Origin of the sequence: Natronogracilivirga saccharolytica (genome assembly GCF_017921895.1) — a bacterium.
GTDB lineage: Bacteria > Bacteroidota > Rhodothermia > Balneolales > Natronogracilivirgulaceae > Natronogracilivirga > Natronogracilivirga saccharolytica.
The window spans coordinates 313442-332979 of the sequence record NZ_JAFIDN010000002.1 but is presented as its reverse complement, the minus strand read 5'-3'; the positions used below and the strand labels follow the sequence as shown (position 1 = coordinate 332979).

Here is a 19538-nt window from a genome sequence, read left to right as displayed (position 1 = left end):
CGGCGAATTGTGTATGTTGCTTGTAAGCATCAGATATTATTTTTCCAGCCCTTCAGACCGTAAAAATCGGAGCGCCTTATGTGCGGAACTTGCGGATGCAGCGATACCGAAGGCGGCGTAACCATTCGCCGGCCAGGACAAAAACACGACAACGGCCATGAGCATCACCACGGGACACACCACCATCACGGTCCCCATGGTCAACATACGCACAACCATGGCCAACACGGGGCTCACGAGCATGGCCATGATCATGTGCATCATGACCATCATCATCACCATCATGATCGTACCGGTCACATTCATGCTCACCACCACGGCAATCATCACCACCATGATAACAATCATGAGCATCATCACGGACATCAGGATTCGCCCAAAGCCCGTGAAATACGTCTGGAGCAGGATATCTTATCGCACAACAATCTGCTGGCCGAGCGCAACAGGGGCTATCTTGAGGCCAAAGGGATAACCGCCCTGAATTTCATCAGTTCACCGGGCGCGGGAAAAACAACCCTGCTGGAAAAAACCCTTGGGAAGCTCAAAGATAAAATCCCGTTTTTTGTCATCGAGGGTGATCAGCAGACCATGAATGATGCCGAGCGTATTGATGCCACCGGCGTGCCGGTTGTGCAGATCAATACCGGCAGCGGATGTCATCTGGATGCCTCAATGATCAACAGCGCAATGAAGCAGCTTGATCCCGGACCGGAGTCGTTGCTGCTGATTGAAAATGTCGGAAACCTTGTCTGTCCGGCGCTCTTCGACCTCGGCGAGTCGCACCGGATCGTTATGTTCAGCGTTCCCGAAGGCGATGACAAGCCGGCAAAATACCCCACCATTTTCCGGAATGCGGACTACTGCATAATCAACAAGATCGATCTGCTGCCGCATGTGCCTTTTGACCTTGAAAAAGCCAGGGAATACGCCCGGCGCATCAACCCCGGCATACGTTTCTTCGAGGTATCGGCATACACAGGAGAAGGCATGGACACCTGGACCGACTGGCTGAAATCTCTGAAAGCGGTCAAAAACCACTAATGTCCGGAAAGATCTGGTTACGCGTCATCCGGGCTGTTTGACATCAACAGCCTGCATCAGTCAAGAACCGTGTTTTTCCTGATAAACTGAATTTGCTCAAATTTGGGCGAGCTCAGTCTGTCATCCGCAATGATTCCGCGGAATTCATCCACCGAAGCGTAGCCCTTCTCTTTCATCCATCCCCTGAGATCCTCCAGTATCCACGGAATATAATCAAAACCCCGCTTGTAGAGCGTTGTGCAGATCTGGGTGACCGTTGCACCGGCCAGAAGCTGCTTGATCACCTGTTCATAGCTGTGGATGCCGGTTGATGCGGCAAAATCGCACGTCAGCTGCGGGGAAAGAATGCCTATCCACCTGAGTGACTGAAGCATTTCCTCCGGAGCACTCATGTAATTGTCAGAGCCTAAAGCAATTTTTTCAATGTCGATATCCGGCTGATAAAACCGGTTGAAAAGAACCAAGCCGTCAGCGCCTGCATCCGTCAGTTTTCGTGCGGCGCGGATGATATTGGTGTAATACGGACCCATTTTCACCGCTACCGGTATGCTGGTCTGTTTTTTGACTGCTCTGACAATATCCGACTGTATCTGCTCAATTGTGCGGTCATCCATCTCATCTTCGTAAGGCAGGTGCGTCGCGATATTGAGCTCCAGGGCATCTGCTCCGGCATCCTCAATCTGTTTGGCGAATGCGGTCCAGCTGCCGGCACTATGGCAGTTGATGCTTGCGATCACCGGCATTGAAACCTCCTTTTTCGCAGTCTCTATCCGCTTTAGATAGGGCCTGATCATCTGGTCGCCTGTGATCTCCTTTACCAGTTCAGCGGCTTCCGGATACCAGAAATACATGTCATCCTTATCCAGCATCATGTCCATTTCATTCTGGATCTGCTCCTCGAACAGGGACTGGAAGACCACGGCGCCAATTCCGTGTTCATCACATGCACGAAGATTTTCCATATTGCTGCTGAGTGGCGATGCGCTCATGACCAGCGGATTTCGCAACTCGAGTCCAAGATAACGTGTCGACAGTTTCATAACGGCACCTCCGGTTAGGGTTTACTCCGCAGAATTGAAATCATCTATGGCTGACATGGCTTTTTCCGGTTTTCTGATAAGCCTTCGGAGCCGCACCCAGGCTTTTTGCAGGTTCTCCCTGGCCTTATCAGATATCGGTTCGTTTATTTCCCACTCGTGACCGCGGATATGCAGCAAATAGGCGGGAGGATGCTGCCCGTAAATCTCCCGGCACAGCGCGAGGATATAACCGGGAGCCACCGAGTGCATGGTGAAAGTTGCCCGCGGATCGGCCTGAACCGGCTCCAGCCGGTAGTCGGCAATATCCTGACGCATACTGGCATCCACAAATATCACCAGATCACGGTCGTGGATCATGGTCACATCCTCAACCTGCAGCTGATAGTTTGAATCCAGCGCCAGACCTTTGATCCCCTCGCGTTTAGCCCAATCCCCGGCCAGCCCGATTATTTCATTGCCCAGGCCGTCATCCTGCCGCCCGGGATTCCCGTATCCGTAAATCAATATGTTGCCGGATTCAGCCATGATGTATAATTAATCCCGCCTCCGTCAGCCGGGTGTGTCAATATAGCGGGCTTTCTGATCAATCAGCCGGTCTGTTGCATCATAAAGCTCAAGCTCAAGCGGCATCTGGCCCAGCGCATGAGTGGCACAGCTCAGACACGGATCATAGGCGCGGATCGCCACCTCCACCGCATTCATCATCGGTTCCGTAATCTCCTTCTGACCGTTCATCTGCTCCCTCGCCACCTGTCCGACCGCCCGGTTCATAGGCTCGTTGTTGTTGGTGGTCGAGACAATCAGATTGGCCATGGTGATCTGGTCGAACTCATTGATGCGGTAGTGATGAAAAAGCGTGCCGCGCGGCGCTTCCAGCAAGCCGATGCCCTCAAATATCTTATCACCCTTAACTTCGATGTCGCTTCCCGTGATATCCGGATCATTGAGCAGCTCCTTCATCATTTCGGCTGCAAACAGTGTTTCAATGAGCCGTGCCCAGTGCGTGTGCATGCACATGTTGTTCGGCTTGCCGTCGGTGTACGCCTTGTAGGTTTCAAAGGCTTTCTGCGCTTTGGGCGTCGGAATGTAATCACAGGTATTGAGCCGGGCTAGCGGTCCCACCCGGTACCATCCTTCCTCTTTGCCGACATTCGTAAGATACGGAAACTTCATGTAGCTCCAGGAGCGCACCTCTTCGCCGATATAATCCAGATAATTCTGATAATCAATGTCATTCAGGATTTTCTTGCCCTCATGATCCACCGCTCGCAGACGGCCGTGGTACAGATCAAGCGCCCCGTCATTGCCGACCAGGCTCAGATGGTTGGAGGGAAATTTGGAGAAGTTGTCCACCATCTCCTTGTGCTTCTTGTGATAATCAAGGAACAGTGCGATGGCACCTTCCGCCCATTCGATCATTTTGTCAATATTCATCGGGTCTTCGCCATTCAGAAACCGGTCCCTGTCTTCCGGAATCAGGCTCTTGTTCACACCTCCGGGCACCGCCCCGGTTCCGTGGATTTTTTTACCTGCCGTGGCCTGAATGATTTCCTGACCAAACTTGCGCATCATCACCCCCTGAACTGCCAGGTCTTTGTATTCGGATGACTTTGCAACGCCAATCACGTTCCGGATTGCCGGATCCGCATCTATGCCAAGAAGAATATCCGGGGAGACGAGGTGGAAAAAATGGAGGGAATGAGACTGGAAGAGCTGTCCGTAGTGCATCAGGCGGCGCACCTTGTCGGCCGTCGGGGTAAGTCCGTCACCCGTACCTGCACCAACGATGACGTCCATGGCTTTCGCTGCGGCGAGATGATGGCTCACCGGACAAATGCCGCACAGGCGCTGCACCAGCACAGGCGCCTCCCAATAGGGCCGACCCTGAACAAAGCGCTCGAAGCCGCGGAATTCTACAATGTGCAGGCGGCTTTGTGTAACCTGCCCTTTGTCGTTCAGATGGATGGTCACCTTGCCGTGTCCTTCAACACGGGTAACTGGAGAAATTGTGATTTTCTGTCCCATAAAGACACCTTCGGTTGCAAATACTTTTTATCAGATTATTAACTGCAATATTGTCAGTCAAATTTGAATACTTCGTATGGAAGATCTATCTCTCGATTTTCAAGCAAGGCTGTCAGGGCATTCCAGATGAGATCGGCATCTGGCGGACACCCGGGCAGGAAATAGTCCATTTTGACCACTTCGTGACAAGGGTAAACACGATCCAGCAGCACCGGAAGCTCCTTGTCATTCGGTATGATTCTCTCCGGATTGGAATCCTTGACCGACGGGCCGCTGATGTATGCTTCTTCCAGGCACTCCTGTACCGGAATACCGTTGCGCATCGCCGGCAAACCGCCCATAATAGCACACTCTCCGACAGAAATCAGAATCCGGCAATGTTTCCGGAAATCCTTGAGCACATGCACATTTTCATCCAGACAGCATCCCCCTTCGATCAGCCCGATATCACATTTTCCGGTAAAACTTTTGATATCAGTTATCGGGGATTTGTTGAAATCCACCAGCTCGATCAGATCCAGAATGCGCTCGTCAATGTCCAGCAGGGACATGTGACACCCAAAACATCCGGCCAGCGAAGCTGTGGCAACGACGGGCTTTTTCATAATTTTCACCTCCGTTTATTTCTCAATATCACTTCCTATCGGCTGATGGTCATAGCGGCGCTGGCCTATCGGTGTTTTGAACCCGACACCGCGCTTCATAATGGCGCCGACCGGACAAACCTCTACGGATTTATCGGCCAGTTCATCGGTCAGATTTTCCGCGAGATCCGGATCCACATAGATTTTTGTGTCAAAGCCACGCCCCAGAAATGCAAAAATACTTTGTCCGTTTTTATCCTTTATAGCCCGGATACATCGCTTGCAAAGAATGCACCGGTTGTGGTCCTTGATAATTTTGGGATGGGTGGAGTCGATGTCCCGTTTCGGGAAAAAGTACGGATAGCGGGGTACGGTCATCTTGTAGCGGTAGCCCAGAGCCTGCAGCTCACAATCACCGCTTTTCTCGCAGGATGGGCACAGATGATTTCCTTCTACAAACATCATTTCCACTATCGATTTTCGCAGGTCGTTCAGTTCGGGTGTGTCGCTTTCCACCTGCATGCCCTGGGTTACTTTTGTAGTGCACGCCGTCATAAGCTTGCCGTTCACCTTGACGGTGCACACGCGGCAGGCGCCTTTGGGCGGCACCCCCTCAAGGTTGCAAAGTGTGGGGATATACTTGTCATTCTCCCTGGCAGCGTCAACAATCGTGGCGCCTTCCCAGGCCATGCACTTCTCACCGTCGAGGTTAAATCTGTTAAGGCTGCTCATATGTAATCTCTTATGTTAATGCAATGTTACGGTTCACACTTCCCGGCGGTTGGATTCCTTCCGCCGCCGGTCGCAGGATGAATATTCAGCCCCCGTTGACCGGCAGTCTTCCGGCTGCAGCCATGGCATCCCGGGTAGCTCTGTTCAGATCAAAACCGGTATCATAATCATCCTTGCCTCTGATCTTCTGGTCGTACAGATCAGGGAAGTTCCGGATACTTGTCACAATCGGATTAGCCGCAGTCTGGCCAAGTCCGCACCTGCTTGATTTGAGCACTTTCGCCCATTCAAGCATATCGCTGACATCGCTTTTCACTCCGCGTGCATTGAGAATTTTCTGCAATTTGTCGCGCAGGATAACCGGCATCACCCGGCAGGTAGAGCAGGAGCCGCATGATTCCTCAATAAAGAACGAAGTGAAGTTGAGCACGACATCCTGAAGCAGATCTCTGGAATAATTGAACATGATCAGCGATCCGCCGGTTGACAGGTCAGCAAAGCAAAGGGTCCGGTCAAAATCTTCCGGACCGACGAGCGAACCGGACGGCCCGCCAACCTGCACTGCCTTCACATCCACAGCACCGGACATCTCGCAAAGATCACGCACCGTAAATCCCCACTCAACTTCATAAACTCCGGGATACCGGCAGTCTCCGGATATGCTCAGCACTTTTGTGCCTGTGGAATCTTTTGTGCCGAAAGACCGGTACCAGTCCGCACCGTTGAGCAGCACCTTCACCGCGGAGCAGAAGGTCTCAACATTATTCACTACCGTTGGCTTGCCCAGATACCCGCGCTCTACCGGAAACGGAGGCTTGTCACGCGGTTCTCCGCGCTTGCCTTCCGCCGATTCGATCAATGCCGATTCTTCACCGCACACATAGGAACCTGCGCCGTACTGAATACGCACATCAAATTCGAATCCCTTGATTCCTGCGATGTCTTTGCCCATGAGATTGCGTTCGTGGGCACCCTTAATCAGGTTCTCGAGATACGTTTTCAGGTATTTGTATTCATGCCGGACATACAATATGCCTTTTTTTGCTCCTGTTGCATATGCGGCGATAACCATGCCTTCGAGCAGCAGTTTGGGGCGCTCTGTCAGAATCACCCGGTCCTTGAACGTGCCCGGCTCACCCTCATCCGCATTGCATATGATGTACTTTTCATCGGATTCTGTCTGCCTGGCGAGCTCCCATTTCATACCTGTCGGAAAGCCGGCACCGCCACGTCCACGGATATTCGATTTCTTGATTTCAGCAATAACCTTGTCTGGTGACATTTCCGGAAGTATTTTCCAGATCACATCACCGGGACGATATTGCGGATCCAGTACCGGTCCGATTTTCCTGATGTTGTTGTTTACAACGGCGCGAATGTCCTCGTTGCTGTTTTCGCCGTCCCCGTAGCCTTCCACGACCAGTTCCTCCATACTTTTACCGGCCCTGATATCACGGATCAGCTCCTTGACCCGGAAGGGGGTGAGGTTGGGAAAGATCTTGCCGTTGATGATGGCAGCGGGTTCCTGATCACTCATGCCGATACACGACGTATCAAAAAGTCCGATCAGCCCGTCCGGGGTCACTTCATTGAACGGTATGCCGGCTTCTTGCTCAAAGGTCCGCGCAACGGCATCACGTCCCATCATGTAGGCATTCACGCTCGTATTCAAAAAGATGGAGAATTCGCCAGTATGTCTTTTTGAAAAAAAGTGGTAAAACGAACGCGTCTGCTCAACATCCGCTATCGATATATCAAGTCCGCGGGAAATCTGCTTGATTGCGGAATCACTGATGCAGCTGAACTCGCTTTGCACATCAATGAGAATATCCATCAGGCGGGTGGGATCGTGGTGATACTTCTCGAGTGTGGATGCAATACTTTCTTCCATCGTAATCACCGTTTAAATAGTTGAAAAAAGCGCTTTCTGCTTCAATACTATTACTACCATAATAATATAAAAAAGCATTTATATCCATTATAAATTACTATTCTTCATACATCATAAATATTTGGTGATATCTTTTGATTAACACTGCTTAACAGCTGACTTTTTCCTGTGTGGTATTTATAATGTCAATAAAAGACACCGCAATTCATTTATATTATCATACACCCGGTCTCCATCATCACTGTTAATAAAAGGCGGCAGCCATGGATATACAGGCAAGGAAAATATCTGTAAAAGGTTTGGTTCAGGGAGTCGGATTCCGGCCTTTTATTTACCGCATAGCCCGCCGGCACGGCCTGGCAGGATGGGTGCACAACTCTTCCGACGGGGTGCATATTTTTGCCGAAGGTGACGGGGAGCAGCTTGCGCTTTTTATAAAAGACATCCGGGACAAGGCACCGGCATCATCAGATATACACTCCTTTGAAATTCATCAGTCCGAACCGGAAAACCACGCAGGTTTCCGGATCAGAAAAAGCCGGAAAGTATCCCACTCCATTACCAGAGTCAGCCCCGATATCGCAGTCTGCCGGGATTGCCTTTCAGACATGAATACCCAGGATCACCGGATCGGCTATCCCTTCACCAATTGCACGCACTGCGGACCGCGTTTCACCATTATCCGGGAACTGCCCTATGACCGGCCCAATACCACAATGGCTCCTTTTGAAATGTGTGAAGTATGCCGGGGTGAGTATGATTTTCCGGATGACCGGCGGTTCCATGCCCAGCCCGTCGCCTGCAATCACTGCGGGCCGGTGTATACCTTGTACGTGCATCACAATTCATTGCCTCTCTGCGATTCATTACCTCACCGCGATTCATTTTCTCACCAGGCTCACTCCGGGACAAATGCTCCATCTGATTCGGGTAAAGCCGGCTCCCGATATGACAACCCGGAACCGCACCGTCCGGAGCCCGTCACCGGTACCGGCAATATCCTGGATGAATGTGTCAGGCTGATCCGCAGCAACGCCGTGGTGGCCGTAAAGGGTCTGGGCGGATTCCATTTGATGTGTGATGCGACAAGCGATTCCGCCGTCAGGAAATTGCGCAATGCCAAGCAGCGCAACGGCAAGCCATTTGCGGTTATGGTACCCGACATCGCCTCGGCACGCCGTTTTGCCGATGTATCCGCAGAAGAAGCCACTCTGCTGACATCCTGGAGACGTCCTATCGTACTGCTTAAGCAGGTCCGGCCAGTCAACGGAAATCCCCTCGCAGAGGATATCAGCCCCGGCTTTGACACGGCAGGACTGATGCTCCCTTACATGCCCTTTCATCACCAACTATTCGACAGGCTGCTTCCCGAAGGACCCTGCGCCATCGTTATGACCAGCGGCAATCTCTCCGATGAACCGATAGTGACGGACAACGAATCCGCCCTGGATACTTTTTCCGGGATGGCTGATGCCACTCTGACCTACAACCGGGATATCCATAACCGTACTGACGACTCGGTTGCCTTCGTATCGGGGGGCAAACCCAGACTGATCCGGCGTTCCCGCGGTTATGTACCCGAGCCGGTTCACCTGCCGTTTCCGGCAGACGGAATCTTCGCAGCCGGAGCCGAACTGAATCACTGCTTTGCTATAGGAAAAGGTAATGAAATCCTGCTCAGCCAGCATATCGGCGACCTCAAGGATCCGGCTACATACGAATTTTTTGATGAATCGGCGCAGCGATTGTGCCGGTTGTTCCGGGTAGAGCCCGGGCGGGCGGCCTGCGACCTCCATCCCGACTACCTCTCCACCCGGTACGCCCATGATCTTCGTCTGCCTGTGGAGCAGGTCCAGCATCATCATGCACATATCGCCGCGGCAATGGCTGAATTCCACCTTGAAAAATCTGTTATTGGAATTTGCTGGGACGGAACCGGACTGGGAACCGACGGCACCATATGGGGCGGAGAATTTCTCCATGCCGATTTCTACTCATTCGGACGTTATGGCCACTTCGGTCACATTCCGCTGCCCGGCGGCGACAAGGCCGCAGAAGACATCTGGCGGACCGGGGCTTCACTGCTGTACCGGGTCTATGGTGATGATATCTGGAAACTCCGGCTACCCTTTGCGGATGAGGTCCGGCACAGACCGGAATGGCCGCTCATGTATCAGGCCATTGACCGCAAGCTGAATGCACCGCTGTCATCATCCGTGGGGCGCTTGTTCGACGCAGCTGCCGCCATCACGGGGCTCTGCAGCCGCAACTCCTTTCATGCCGAAGCGCCGATGAGGCTTGAATCCGCCATCGATCACACGGTCAGCGATTCCTATCGTTACTCCATCCAGCCGGCCGGAGAAGAATCCGGACCGGCCGTCGTCAACACGGCTCCGCTGATCCGCGATATGGTTGCTGACCTGCAGCAGGAAACACCGCTGCCTGTCATATCGGCCAGATTCCACAACACGCTGGCAGCCATTGCTGTTGATATGGTAGCCAGAATGCAGGATCATTATGGCACCAGTACAGTCGTACTTTCCGGCGGGGTTTTTCAAAACCGTTACCTGCTGGAAAAAACCGAGTCCGAACTGCAAAAATCTGTTGACGTTTACTCCCCTTTGAAAATACCTTGCAATGATGCCGGTATTGCGCTGGGGCAGCTTGCTGTTGCCGCACGCCGGAATATCTGAGCCTTCGTGGCCGGACGCAGCGCAGCCGGACCGGTCCCTGCAGCATCATCTGCCTCAGAAACAGGTCAAAAAAAAATATTACATTACAATCACGAACAGCAGTAACATTCACGGCAAAAAAACACTATCATGTGCCTCAGCATTCCAGGAAAAATCATAGAAATCAATGACGATATTGCCACGGTATCCATTGGCGGAAGCAAAGTGAAAGCGGGACTGCAGCTTGTTGAAGATGCCGGCATCGGAGACTATGTCCTTGTCCACAGCGGCTTTGCCCTGCAGCGAATCAGTGAGGAAGAAGCGGAACGCACCCTCGAGCTCATCCGCGAAATGGAAGGGCCCGGAGATCCCGGAAACGGGCCGTCCGGCGGACTTCATCAGCAGCATTAGCAGAACTCCCGGGTACCGGCAAGTGCTTTATCTGAACAGCCGGCCGGACAATCTCAACTAACCTGAAACAGCCCCGTGAAATACATCAAGGAATACCGCGACAAAGATCTGGTGCACATTCTGGTGGAACGGATCAACGCCTATGACGGCCCGCCTGTGCGGTTCATGGAGGTGTGCGGCGGTCACACCATGGCCATCCAGAAATTCGGGATTCCGTCACTTTTGCCTGATAATGTTTCGCTGGTGTCGGGACCGGGTTGTCCCGTCTGCGTAACATCGCTTCAGTTCGTCGATCACGCCATAGCACTGGGGCGGCGCAGCGATGTCATCATCACCACTTACGGCGACCTGATCCGCGTCCCCGGCAGCTCATCTTCCCTCGAGCAGGAAAAATCGCGCGGTTCGGACATCCGTATGGTTTACTCGACTCTGGAGGCGCTGGCCATCGCCAGAGACAACCCATCCAAAAACGTGGTTTTTTTGGGGATTGGATTCGAAACGACTTCGCCGGCAAGTGCCGTGGCACTGACTCAGGCCCGCCGGGAAAACCTGTCCAATTTCTATTTGCTCAGCGCGCACAAAGTGATGCCGCCGGCCATGGCTGCCATCGTGGATGAAAATGTGAAGATCAGCGGCTATCTGGCGCCGGGCCATGTAAGCACAATTACAGGATCCGAAATTTACCGGGACATTGCAGAAAAGTACAGTTTGCCGGTTGTTGTTTCCGGGTTCGAACCGGCTGATATCCTGCAGTCGATTCACATGCTGCTTGAACAGCGGAAAAAGAAACGGGCCGGGGTCGAAATTCAGTACATGCGTGTGGTAAAACCCGAGGGCAACCGGAAAGCGCAGGCACTTTTGGATGAGGTTTTTGAATACCGCGATGACTGGTGGCGCGGGCTGGGTGTTCTGCCGCTCAGCGGTCTGGGAATCAGAGAGGAATTTGCAAGTTGGGATGCCGGACGCCGGTTTGAGGTCGAGGTGGATGCTGCTGAAGAGCCGGAAGGATGCATCTGCGGGGACGTGCTGAAAGGGGTGAGGCATCCGTCGGATTGCATTTTGTATGATTCGGTTTGTGATCCGGCCAATCCGGTCGGGACCTGCATGGTTTCGGAAGAGGGGGCGTGCCACGCGTTCTACAAATACGGATCACAGTAACGGAATGGCAGTAATGGAACAGAACCGAAATATCAGGCTTGGCCACGGCAGCGGAGGAAAACTGACGCATGATCTGGTCAACGATCTTTTTCTGAAGCATTTTGACAACGAAATATTGTGGCGTCAGGGGGATTCCGGGATATTCCCGCAGCCGGGCAGAAGGGAAGAATTTCAGGGCGGCAAGAAACAATCTCAGAGTGACGTAAACGGGTTTCAGGGGGGAAGCATAGCCTTCAGCACCGATGCCTATGTTGTAGATCCGATTTTTTTTCCCGGAGGCAATATCGGTTCTCTGGCCGTGAGCGGAACGGTCAACGACATTTCGGTAACCGGTGCCCGGCCGCTGTACTTGTCTGCGGCTTTCATTCTTGAGGAGGGGCTTCCGCTGGACCAGCTGGAGGCGATTGTGCGTGAGATGGGCACGGTTGCGCGGGATGCGGGGGTACAGATCATCGCCGGCGATACCAAGGTTGTGAACAAGGGAAAATGCGACAAGGTGTTCATCACCACTGCCGGGGTGGGTTTTCTTGAGCATCGGTTTTCCCATATTCCGGAGGGAAACCGCATCCGGACCGGCGACAAGATTATTGTCAACGGATACGTGGGCGATCACGGCATCGCCATTCTCGGCGAGCGCGAATCATTGTCATTCTCTTCTCCTGTTCTGTCGGATGCTGCCTGCCTGAATGGTCTGATTGAAGATGTTCTGTCCGGCCACGACGTGCATTTCATGCGTGATGCTACCCGGGGAGGTCTGGCAACGGTTCTGGCAGAACTGGCCCGGATGGCCAAAAGCAAAAGCTCACGGCCGGCATTCGGAGTCCATGTTGATGAAAGCACCATTCCGGTCCATGAAGAGGTTCGCGGTATCTGCGAAGTTTTCGGCTATGATCCCCTGTATATGGCAAACGAGGGAAAGGTAGTCATGGTTGTTCCGCCCGACCAGGCAGACGGCGTGCTTTCCGTAATGCAGGATCACCCGCTCGGTAATAACAGCGCCATTATTGGAACTGTTACTGACCGGCAACCAGGGAAAGTCGTGCTCAGCACAGAGATAGGCGGAAGAAGGTTTCTGGATATGCTGGCCGGCGAACAGTTGCCTCGGATATGCTGATCAATACATCATTACTGTCACACCCCTGCCGGACAATGACCTGCCGCTCATCCGGATTGCACTAATACACCTCAAGGAACATCCTTCCGGATGGTCTTACCCGCTTTTTCAAATCATCCCGGTCCCATTCCGCAGGTGATTTGTCCCTTATGTCATCGGAAATCCGCAGATAGCCCTCGTAGCCTTCCTGAGCCAGCAGCTGGTACAGCCCCAGCTCCATGCCCTTCAGTCCGCAAACATATATCAGCGTATTATCCTGCTCAAGAAGCGGCCGCAGCACCTCCCGCGAATCGATAAGCTGATACTGGACATAGGGTTTGGTGCCGTCGGGACGCGTTCCTTCGCGGGAAATAGAGGTCAGGTAATGAAAATTGTCGTTGCGGACCGATAGCCCCTGGAAAAAATCGTAATACAGCAGGTCGGTGCGATAAGGCGCGCCAAAAATCAGTGCAGCCTGTTTATCAAAACCGTTTTCGAACAAATCGGTGATCATGCCGCGATAGGGGGCAATACCGGTTCCGGTGGCAAAAAACACATAATTGAAATCATGGCTGTTTTCGGGCAGGACAAATCTTTTTCCGCTGGGACCGGTCATCTTTACCTTGTCACCCGGTTTGAGACTGCTGAGATAATTCGAACAAATGCCGAGAAACAGATTATTGGTATCCAGATCTTCCTCAATGACGCGCTTTACGGTAGTGGAAATCAGCTTTCCTTCGCCGTCTTCACCCCTCGAAGGTGACGAGACAGAGTATAATCTGACTTTTGCCGGTTTGCCGTCATGCTCGGTATAGCCTTCCGGAATGATGCCGATACTTTGCCCCGTCCGGATATTCCCTTCCAGCTCTGTCCCGCTGACATCAAATGTGATATGTCTGATGATATTCGGACTGACCTCAAGCGTTGCCAGCTTGTTTTCAACCACACTGACCTCAACGGGATTGTTGGGTTTGTAAAGATTCACCGATACATCCGGGAAGGATACTTCAGAGTGATTATGTGTCTTGCTGTTCATACTGCATCTTCAGGTTTACAAAAAACAGGGAAAGAAATACCGGGCAAGGATAATGGGTTTCCCGCATCACCCTTTCTCTCATCAGCTTGCCCGGACACTTCTGTGTTGTTTATCCATCAACGATGTCCCCAGTTGCAACGTTCTTTTTCCGGCAACATTCAGTACAGCCCCCGCTTCTATTTTAATTACAAAAACAATATTGGAAAATAAGGAATTCTGAAGGTCAGTCCCACACTGCCGCAAACATTAGATTTAATTTACTTTTTTGTTATTGCGCGTAAATATCTGTTAATTAAGGCCTGTGCGAACAAAGTGCTTACTTAAATTGCACTTGCAGATTTTTACATAAAACTCAAGGGTCCTGGTCATGGTAAAACAAATACGGTTATTGATACTTCCTGTCTCTCTTTTCTTTCTTTTAACACACTTCAATTCCTTTCTGTATGCACAGGAAGGCGGAACATTGACACAAGATGCAAACTGGACAATTTCCGACAGTCCGGTTACCGTATCTGACAGTCTGATTATCGGTGAAGATGCCACTCTCACTATTGATCCCGGCGTGGAAGTTCGTTTTGAGCCGCAGACAGCACTGATCGTTGCCGGATCACTTGTCGCCGGGGGCAGTGACAGCGAACCGGTACTTTTCACTTCGGCTGCTTCCGGTCCGGAACCAGGTGACTGGGCGGGAATCACTTTCGAAAGGCTGAATGATGCCGGATCCGTACTGGAATATGCCGTGGTGGAATATGCCGGCTATGGCTCCACCAACAGCAGCATCTATTATCGCACATCAGCCTTCGGAGTACCCGTAAGCCATACAACCATTCAGTCCGGCGATGGTAACGGTATTGACACCCGGTCTTCGAGTCCGGTTCTGACCAACCTTACCGTTACCGATAATGCCGGATACGGTGTCTTTTCAGACCTTTTCTCAAACTTTGAGCTGTCAAACTCCACAATATCCGGCAACTCAGCTGGCGGTGTCCATGTGCCCATCAACACCTCCCCCGTCATCACAGATAACGTTATTGAAAATAATGACTACGGAATCTACAACAGTGACGATGCCTCTACAACCATACATGACAATCAGATACTGGACAACCGCATAGGTATTTATTTTACGGAACTGGGTTCGGACCGTCCGGACGTTCGCAACAACCATATTGCAGGAAACACGGAGTTCGGAATCAGAAATGCCACCTCTGCAGGCAGGCAGCTTGATGCCACAAGAAATTTCTGGGGGGATGATACCGGGCCGTTCGATCCCGTTGCCAACCCTAGCGGAGAAGGCGATCGGGTCAGCAGTTTTGTGGATTATGATCCATGGCTGATTGAAGCAGATGACCTTGATGTCACCGAAATAACCAATGACATCGAATCGGATCAGATCTGGAGTGAAGGCGTCTACTGGATTCGGAGTTCTGTAAATGTGACTTCCGGTAATACGCTCACGATTGAACCGGGTGTAATAGTTAAGCTTGGAAACGGCGTCAGGCTTCAGGTATTTGGACAGCTCATAGCACAGGGATCCGAGTCGGATCGCATCGTATTCACATCAGAGAATGATGACAGTTACGGAGGAGACACCAATAATGATCCCGGGAGCATTCCATCCTCCGGTGACTGGAGCCAGATATATCTCCGGAACCCCGGTTCCGTGATCGAGCACAGTCTGATCCGTTTTGGCGGCGGGAATAATGCGGCTATTTATGCCCGTGACGGCTCCTATACGCTGAATCATCTTGAGATTCTCAACAGTGGAAACGACGGTATCAGGTTCTTTTCCGGTGAAGCAACAGTCAGCATGTCCGGGATCACAGCAAACAATAACCGCGGTTCCGGCATCAGTGCCGTCTCCGATTATGTGCTAGAAATAACCGACTCGGAATTCAAATTCAATGATGACTACGGAATCGACGCATCCGGTCAGAATGCGCGCATTCAATTGCTGCAAAACTCCGTAGTCGCTGAAAATGGAAGCGGAGGGGTCACCAACACCACAGCTGACGGCGAGCAGACATTTGCAGAAAATGAAATCCGTGAAAATGACCGGTACGGCCTCTGGGTTGAGAACAGCAGCGAAACCATTGTATTTGACGGCAATATAATCGAAGACAATCAGCGCGATGGTATCGTAAGCACGGCTGCATCCTTTACGGCAAATGAAATCCGTGGCAACCGCTATCCTATAGGTGTGGTCAGTTACCTTGGAAATACGTATACCGATGACCTTGGAAACGATACAAATATCATTGAAGACAACAGATATGACAATGCCATTTCCGTGTACTCCGGAATTCGCGGCACGATGGGAACGGTGTTTCCGGAATCCATGCCCGAGCCGGTTTATGTAGCCGTGGAAAATATCAGTATTGGCAACGGACTTGAAATTGAACCGGGCGTCTTTTTCAAAGTACAGGGATCCAATTGGATACGGGTTTCATCCGAACTTAATGCCGTCGGGACAAGTGACGATCCTGTTGTGTTCACCTCGTGGCGTGACGATGAACGGGGTGGTGCAACCCGGGCTTCGGATGATAACGAACCGGTTGGTCCGGGCGACTGGGATGAGCTCGACTTTCGCAGCGGTTCGGAAAACTCCAGACTGGAACATGTAATTGTCAGCTATGGCCGTACCAATCTGATATTCCGTGAAAACATGGAGTATACAGTCAGAAATATTCATGTTCATGACGGATCCAACCGCGGGATACAGCTCCAGACCAGAGGACAGGTCACCTTCAATACAATAACCGTCGAAAATAATGACAGTGAGGGCATTTATATTTTCGGCGATAATGAAGCGATTGTCCGGAACAGTTATATCCGAAACAACGGAGACAACGGTCTTGCCGCAACCTCAGGCAGCAGCTTCCGGGAAGTATCCAACACTACGATTGAGGATAATGACGGTCACGGTGTATGGGTTGACAACTCCACAATACCGCAGTCCTTCTCCGGCAACATTATCCGGAACAATTCGGACTCGGGTATCTGGAACAACAACTCGGTTGCCGCTGCCACGGAGCTGCAGTTTATTGGTAACATTGTGACCGGAAACAGCCGGGAGGGCATCGTCTCTTCCCGCGCGCGGTTTGTTGACAATTCCATCCGGGAAAACAGGTATCCGATAGGGGTTATGGGCAGATCCGGAAACATCTACACCGATAACCAGGGTAATGACAACAATGTTATTGAAGATAACGTCTTCAACAGAGCCCTTGCTGTCTATTCCGGTATCCGAAGCCGGCTTACTGCTGACTTTCCCGGGAGTATACCTGAACCCGTCTATGTCGCTGTTCAGAATATCTCCATCAGCAATGATCTGGAAATTGATCCCGGTGTTATTATAAAAGTGGAAGACTCAAACTGGATACGTGTTTCGGCAGTGCTGGAAGCCGTTGGAAATGAGACAGACCCGATTGTATTCACCTCCTGGCGTGATACCACCAGGGGTGGCTGGACACATCATCCCGATGATACAGATGTTGCTGAGCCGGGCGACTGGGATCAGCTTGATTTCAGAAGCGGGGCTGCCTCATCCCGGCTCGAACATGCAGTAGTCGCTTATGGTAACAACAACGTTATTTTCAGAGAAAATATGGAGCATGCCGTACGGCATCTTCACAGCCACCACTCTTCCGGCAGGGGCGTTCAGGTACAAACCAGCGGACGAGTGTCTTTAGAATACGCTACCATAGAAAATAACAGTGACGAGGGTATCTACATATTCGGAAACAATGAGGCCTCCGTCAGAAACAGTATCATCAGAAACAATGGCGACGAAGGACTCAGAAGCACCTCCGGCAGTTCCTTCCGGGTTGTCAGTGAAACGGTTATAGAAGGAAATGACGGAGACGGTATTTTGATTGATCAGGCCAATATCCCTCAGACCCTTTCCGGAAATACCATCCAGACAAACAGCGGACATGGAATGAGAATCAACAGCCTGAACAATGACGTTGATACGCTTCTGGTTATCAGCGGCAACCAGGTTCTTGACAATGACCATGTCGGAATTTATTCCTCCAGGGCGCTTATTTCGGACAATACTATTTCCGGGAACCGGTTCGGCCTCGGTGTGCAGGAGCAGCTTTCACTGGAAGACAGCGGCAATCCGTACGGAAACGTCTATTCAGGTAACAGCATTCAGGACAATACCTATCCGGCCAGTGCCATCAAACTGGGCAGCAGCATATATGGAAGGATAGGCTACACCGCCCCTCAGGATATCGACAGAGAAGCGGGCGAACGTCCTGTTTTCGTTGCAAAAAATCATCATGTCTCTGTCAGCAGCAACAGGGAAATTGATATTGCGCCCGGTACCATTTTCAAGCTTGACGGACGCAGAATGCAGATTGACGGAAAAATAACAGCTGCCGGTAAGGCCGAGGACAAAATTGTCTTTACCTCCTGGAAAGACGACACCTATGGAGGCGACACCAATGCGGACAGCACGGCAACAGTGCCGGAGCCCGGAGACTGGAGCAACCTCCGCATATACAGCAGTGATGACGATTCCTACATGAGTCATGTCATTGTCAGATATGCAAGCTGGAACCTGGATATCCGGAACAATGAAATGGTTATCGATTCGCTATTCAGCTCCCATGCCAGCAACAACGGTCTTTACATTCGGGATGCCTCTCCGACCATCAACTATTCTGAAATCCACTCCAATCCCACCGGTATTTTTGTAACCGGCAGCTCAGAACCTGTCATCAGGCTCAGCAATATCAGGGATAATGAAGATTACGGACTTGAAAACTCATCCGGCAATACCACTACTGCCGTCGATAATTACTGGGGACACGAAAGCGGACCTTTTGTAGATGATTCCGAGAAACCCAATCTGGGTGGAGAAGGCAATGAAATCAGAATGGGCAGTGCCGGGAATGTAGATTATGACCCCTGGCTTACTGACCGCACCGGCATCCTTCTTGGTGATGTCAGCGAATCAGGGATGATATCTGCCTTTGATGCTTCCCTTGTGCTGCAATACCTCGTTGATGCCATTGAACTTAGCACATCCCAGCTTCAGGCGGCTGATGTGATGGGCACCGGAACCGTTACTGCCATGGATGCATCCTATATACTTCAGTTTGTTGTCGGTAAAATCAGCGGCTTCCCCGGAATGGGCCGGAGGCTTCCGGAGCCGGATATCCGGGATGACTTGTTCCTTGTGACTGAAGCCACTGACCGGTATCTGGATGTCACCATAGGACTGGAAACCGAAAGGGATGCATTTGCCACGGATCTGGTGCTGGAATATGACAGTGATGCCATATCAGAGGTGGAACATCTGAAAACTTCATTCAGTGACCATTTTACGCTGTTTACCAACGACAAGGACGGGAAATTCATGCTTGCTGCAGCCGCATCCGAACCGTTTAATCAGCCGGGTGATATAATCCACCTGCGCCTGCACCTCGATCAGGAAACAGACCTGCGTGGACGCAATCTCTTCTCGCTTGATACCTACCGGTTTAACCGTCATGACCTGACACATATTTTCAGTGATATGGTCACATCTGCTTCGGAACAGCTTACCGATATCCCGGATGAATTTAAATTGCAGCAGAATTATCCGAATCCATTCAACCCGACCACTACTATTCCGTTTCAGCTTCCCGTGGATGGCAATGTCACACTGACGGTGTACAACATTCTTGGTCAGCAGGTTCAGGTTCTGGTGCGGGAAGAGATGCAGGCCGGATATCATGAGGCTGTGCTGGACGCCTCCCGACTGGCAAGCGGAACATACATTTACCGCATTGAAATTCAGAGTGACGACCATCAGTCATTCATTGACAACGGTAAAATGATTCTGGTCAAGTAATTTGAAACAG

Annotated in this window: 13 protein-coding genes; 6 read left to right on the top strand and 7 right to left on the bottom strand. The window is 51.5% G+C overall.

From position 1 onward, the window contains the following. Positions 1-78 precede the first annotated feature (78 nt). Positions 79-1041, top strand: coding sequence for a hydrogenase nickel incorporation protein HypB (gene hypB / locus NATSA_RS03675; RefSeq protein WP_210510497.1), 963 nt, complete (start codon positions 79-81; stop codon positions 1039-1041). Positions 1042-1097: 56 nt separating this feature from the next. On the opposite strand, the gene NATSA_RS03670 is transcribed toward hypB, so the two are convergent. The 6 genes from NATSA_RS03670 to NATSA_RS03645 all read right to left on the bottom strand — a co-directional run bounded on the left by NATSA_RS03670 (position 1098) and on the right by NATSA_RS03645 (position 7313). Then, positions 1098-2081 carry a dihydroorotate dehydrogenase-like protein gene (locus NATSA_RS03670; protein ID WP_210510495.1) on the bottom strand — a complete coding sequence of 328 codons (984 nt, stop codon included), beginning with the start codon at positions 2079-2081 and terminating at the stop codon, positions 1098-1100. Between the two features lie 21 nt (positions 2082-2102). Continuing rightward, positions 2103-2606 (bottom strand): hypothetical protein, encoded by a 504-nt coding sequence (locus tag NATSA_RS03665; RefSeq protein WP_210510494.1) that lies wholly within the window; start codon positions 2604-2606, stop codon positions 2103-2105. Positions 2607-2630: 24 nt separating this feature from the next. Beyond that, positions 2631-4106, bottom strand: a complete 1476-nt coding sequence (locus tag NATSA_RS03660) for a Ni/Fe hydrogenase subunit alpha (protein ID WP_210510492.1) — start codon at positions 4104-4106, stop codon at positions 2631-2633. A 53-nt stretch (positions 4107-4159) separates the two neighbouring features. Continuing rightward, on the bottom strand, positions 4160-4714 hold the full coding sequence (locus NATSA_RS03655; RefSeq protein WP_419539833.1) for an NADH-quinone oxidoreductase subunit B family protein: 555 nt from the start codon (positions 4712-4714) through the stop codon (positions 4160-4162). A 12-nt stretch (positions 4715-4726) separates the two neighbouring features. Further along, positions 4727-5422, bottom strand: coding sequence for a 2Fe-2S iron-sulfur cluster-binding protein (locus NATSA_RS03650; RefSeq protein ID WP_210510489.1), 696 nt, complete (start codon positions 5420-5422; stop codon positions 4727-4729). An 85-nt stretch (positions 5423-5507) separates the two neighbouring features. Next, positions 5508-7313: an NAD(P)H-dependent oxidoreductase subunit E gene (locus NATSA_RS03645; RefSeq protein ID WP_210510487.1), complete on the bottom strand. Its 1806-nt coding sequence runs from the start codon at positions 7311-7313 to the stop codon at positions 5508-5510. A 263-nt stretch (positions 7314-7576) separates the two neighbouring features. Here NATSA_RS03645 and hypF point away from each other — a divergent pair, with 263 nt between their 5' ends. The 4 genes from hypF to hypE all read left to right on the top strand — a co-directional run bounded on the left by hypF (position 7577) and on the right by hypE (position 12668). Further along, complete coding sequence (gene hypF / locus NATSA_RS03640) at positions 7577-10006, top strand: carbamoyltransferase HypF (RefSeq protein ID WP_210510486.1); 2430 nt, start codon at positions 7577-7579, stop codon at positions 10004-10006. 129 nt (positions 10007-10135) lie between these two features. Further along, on the top strand, positions 10136-10396 hold the full coding sequence (locus tag NATSA_RS03635; RefSeq protein WP_210510484.1) for a HypC/HybG/HupF family hydrogenase formation chaperone: 261 nt from the start codon (positions 10136-10138) through the stop codon (positions 10394-10396). A 75-nt stretch (positions 10397-10471) separates the two neighbouring features. Continuing rightward, positions 10472-11554 carry a hydrogenase formation protein HypD gene (hypD, locus tag NATSA_RS03630; protein ID WP_210510482.1) on the top strand — a complete coding sequence of 361 codons (1083 nt, stop codon included), beginning with the start codon at positions 10472-10474 and terminating at the stop codon, positions 11552-11554. 13 nt (positions 11555-11567) lie between these two features. Continuing rightward, on the top strand, positions 11568-12668 hold the full coding sequence (gene hypE, locus NATSA_RS03625) for a hydrogenase expression/formation protein HypE (RefSeq protein WP_210510480.1): 1101 nt from the start codon (positions 11568-11570) through the stop codon (positions 12666-12668). A 61-nt stretch (positions 12669-12729) separates the two neighbouring features. Here hypE and NATSA_RS03620 read toward each other — a convergent pair whose 3' ends face one another. Continuing rightward, entirely contained in the window at positions 12730-13683 is a 954-nt protein-coding gene (locus NATSA_RS03620) for a ferredoxin reductase domain-containing protein (RefSeq protein ID WP_210510478.1), read from the bottom strand. Between the two features lie 367 nt (positions 13684-14050). On the opposite strand from NATSA_RS03620, the gene NATSA_RS03615 reads away from it, so the two are divergent. After that, positions 14051-19528 carry a right-handed parallel beta-helix repeat-containing protein gene (locus NATSA_RS03615; protein WP_210510476.1) on the top strand — a complete coding sequence of 1826 codons (5478 nt, stop codon included), beginning with the start codon at positions 14051-14053 and terminating at the stop codon, positions 19526-19528. Positions 19529-19538 lie beyond the last annotated feature (10 nt).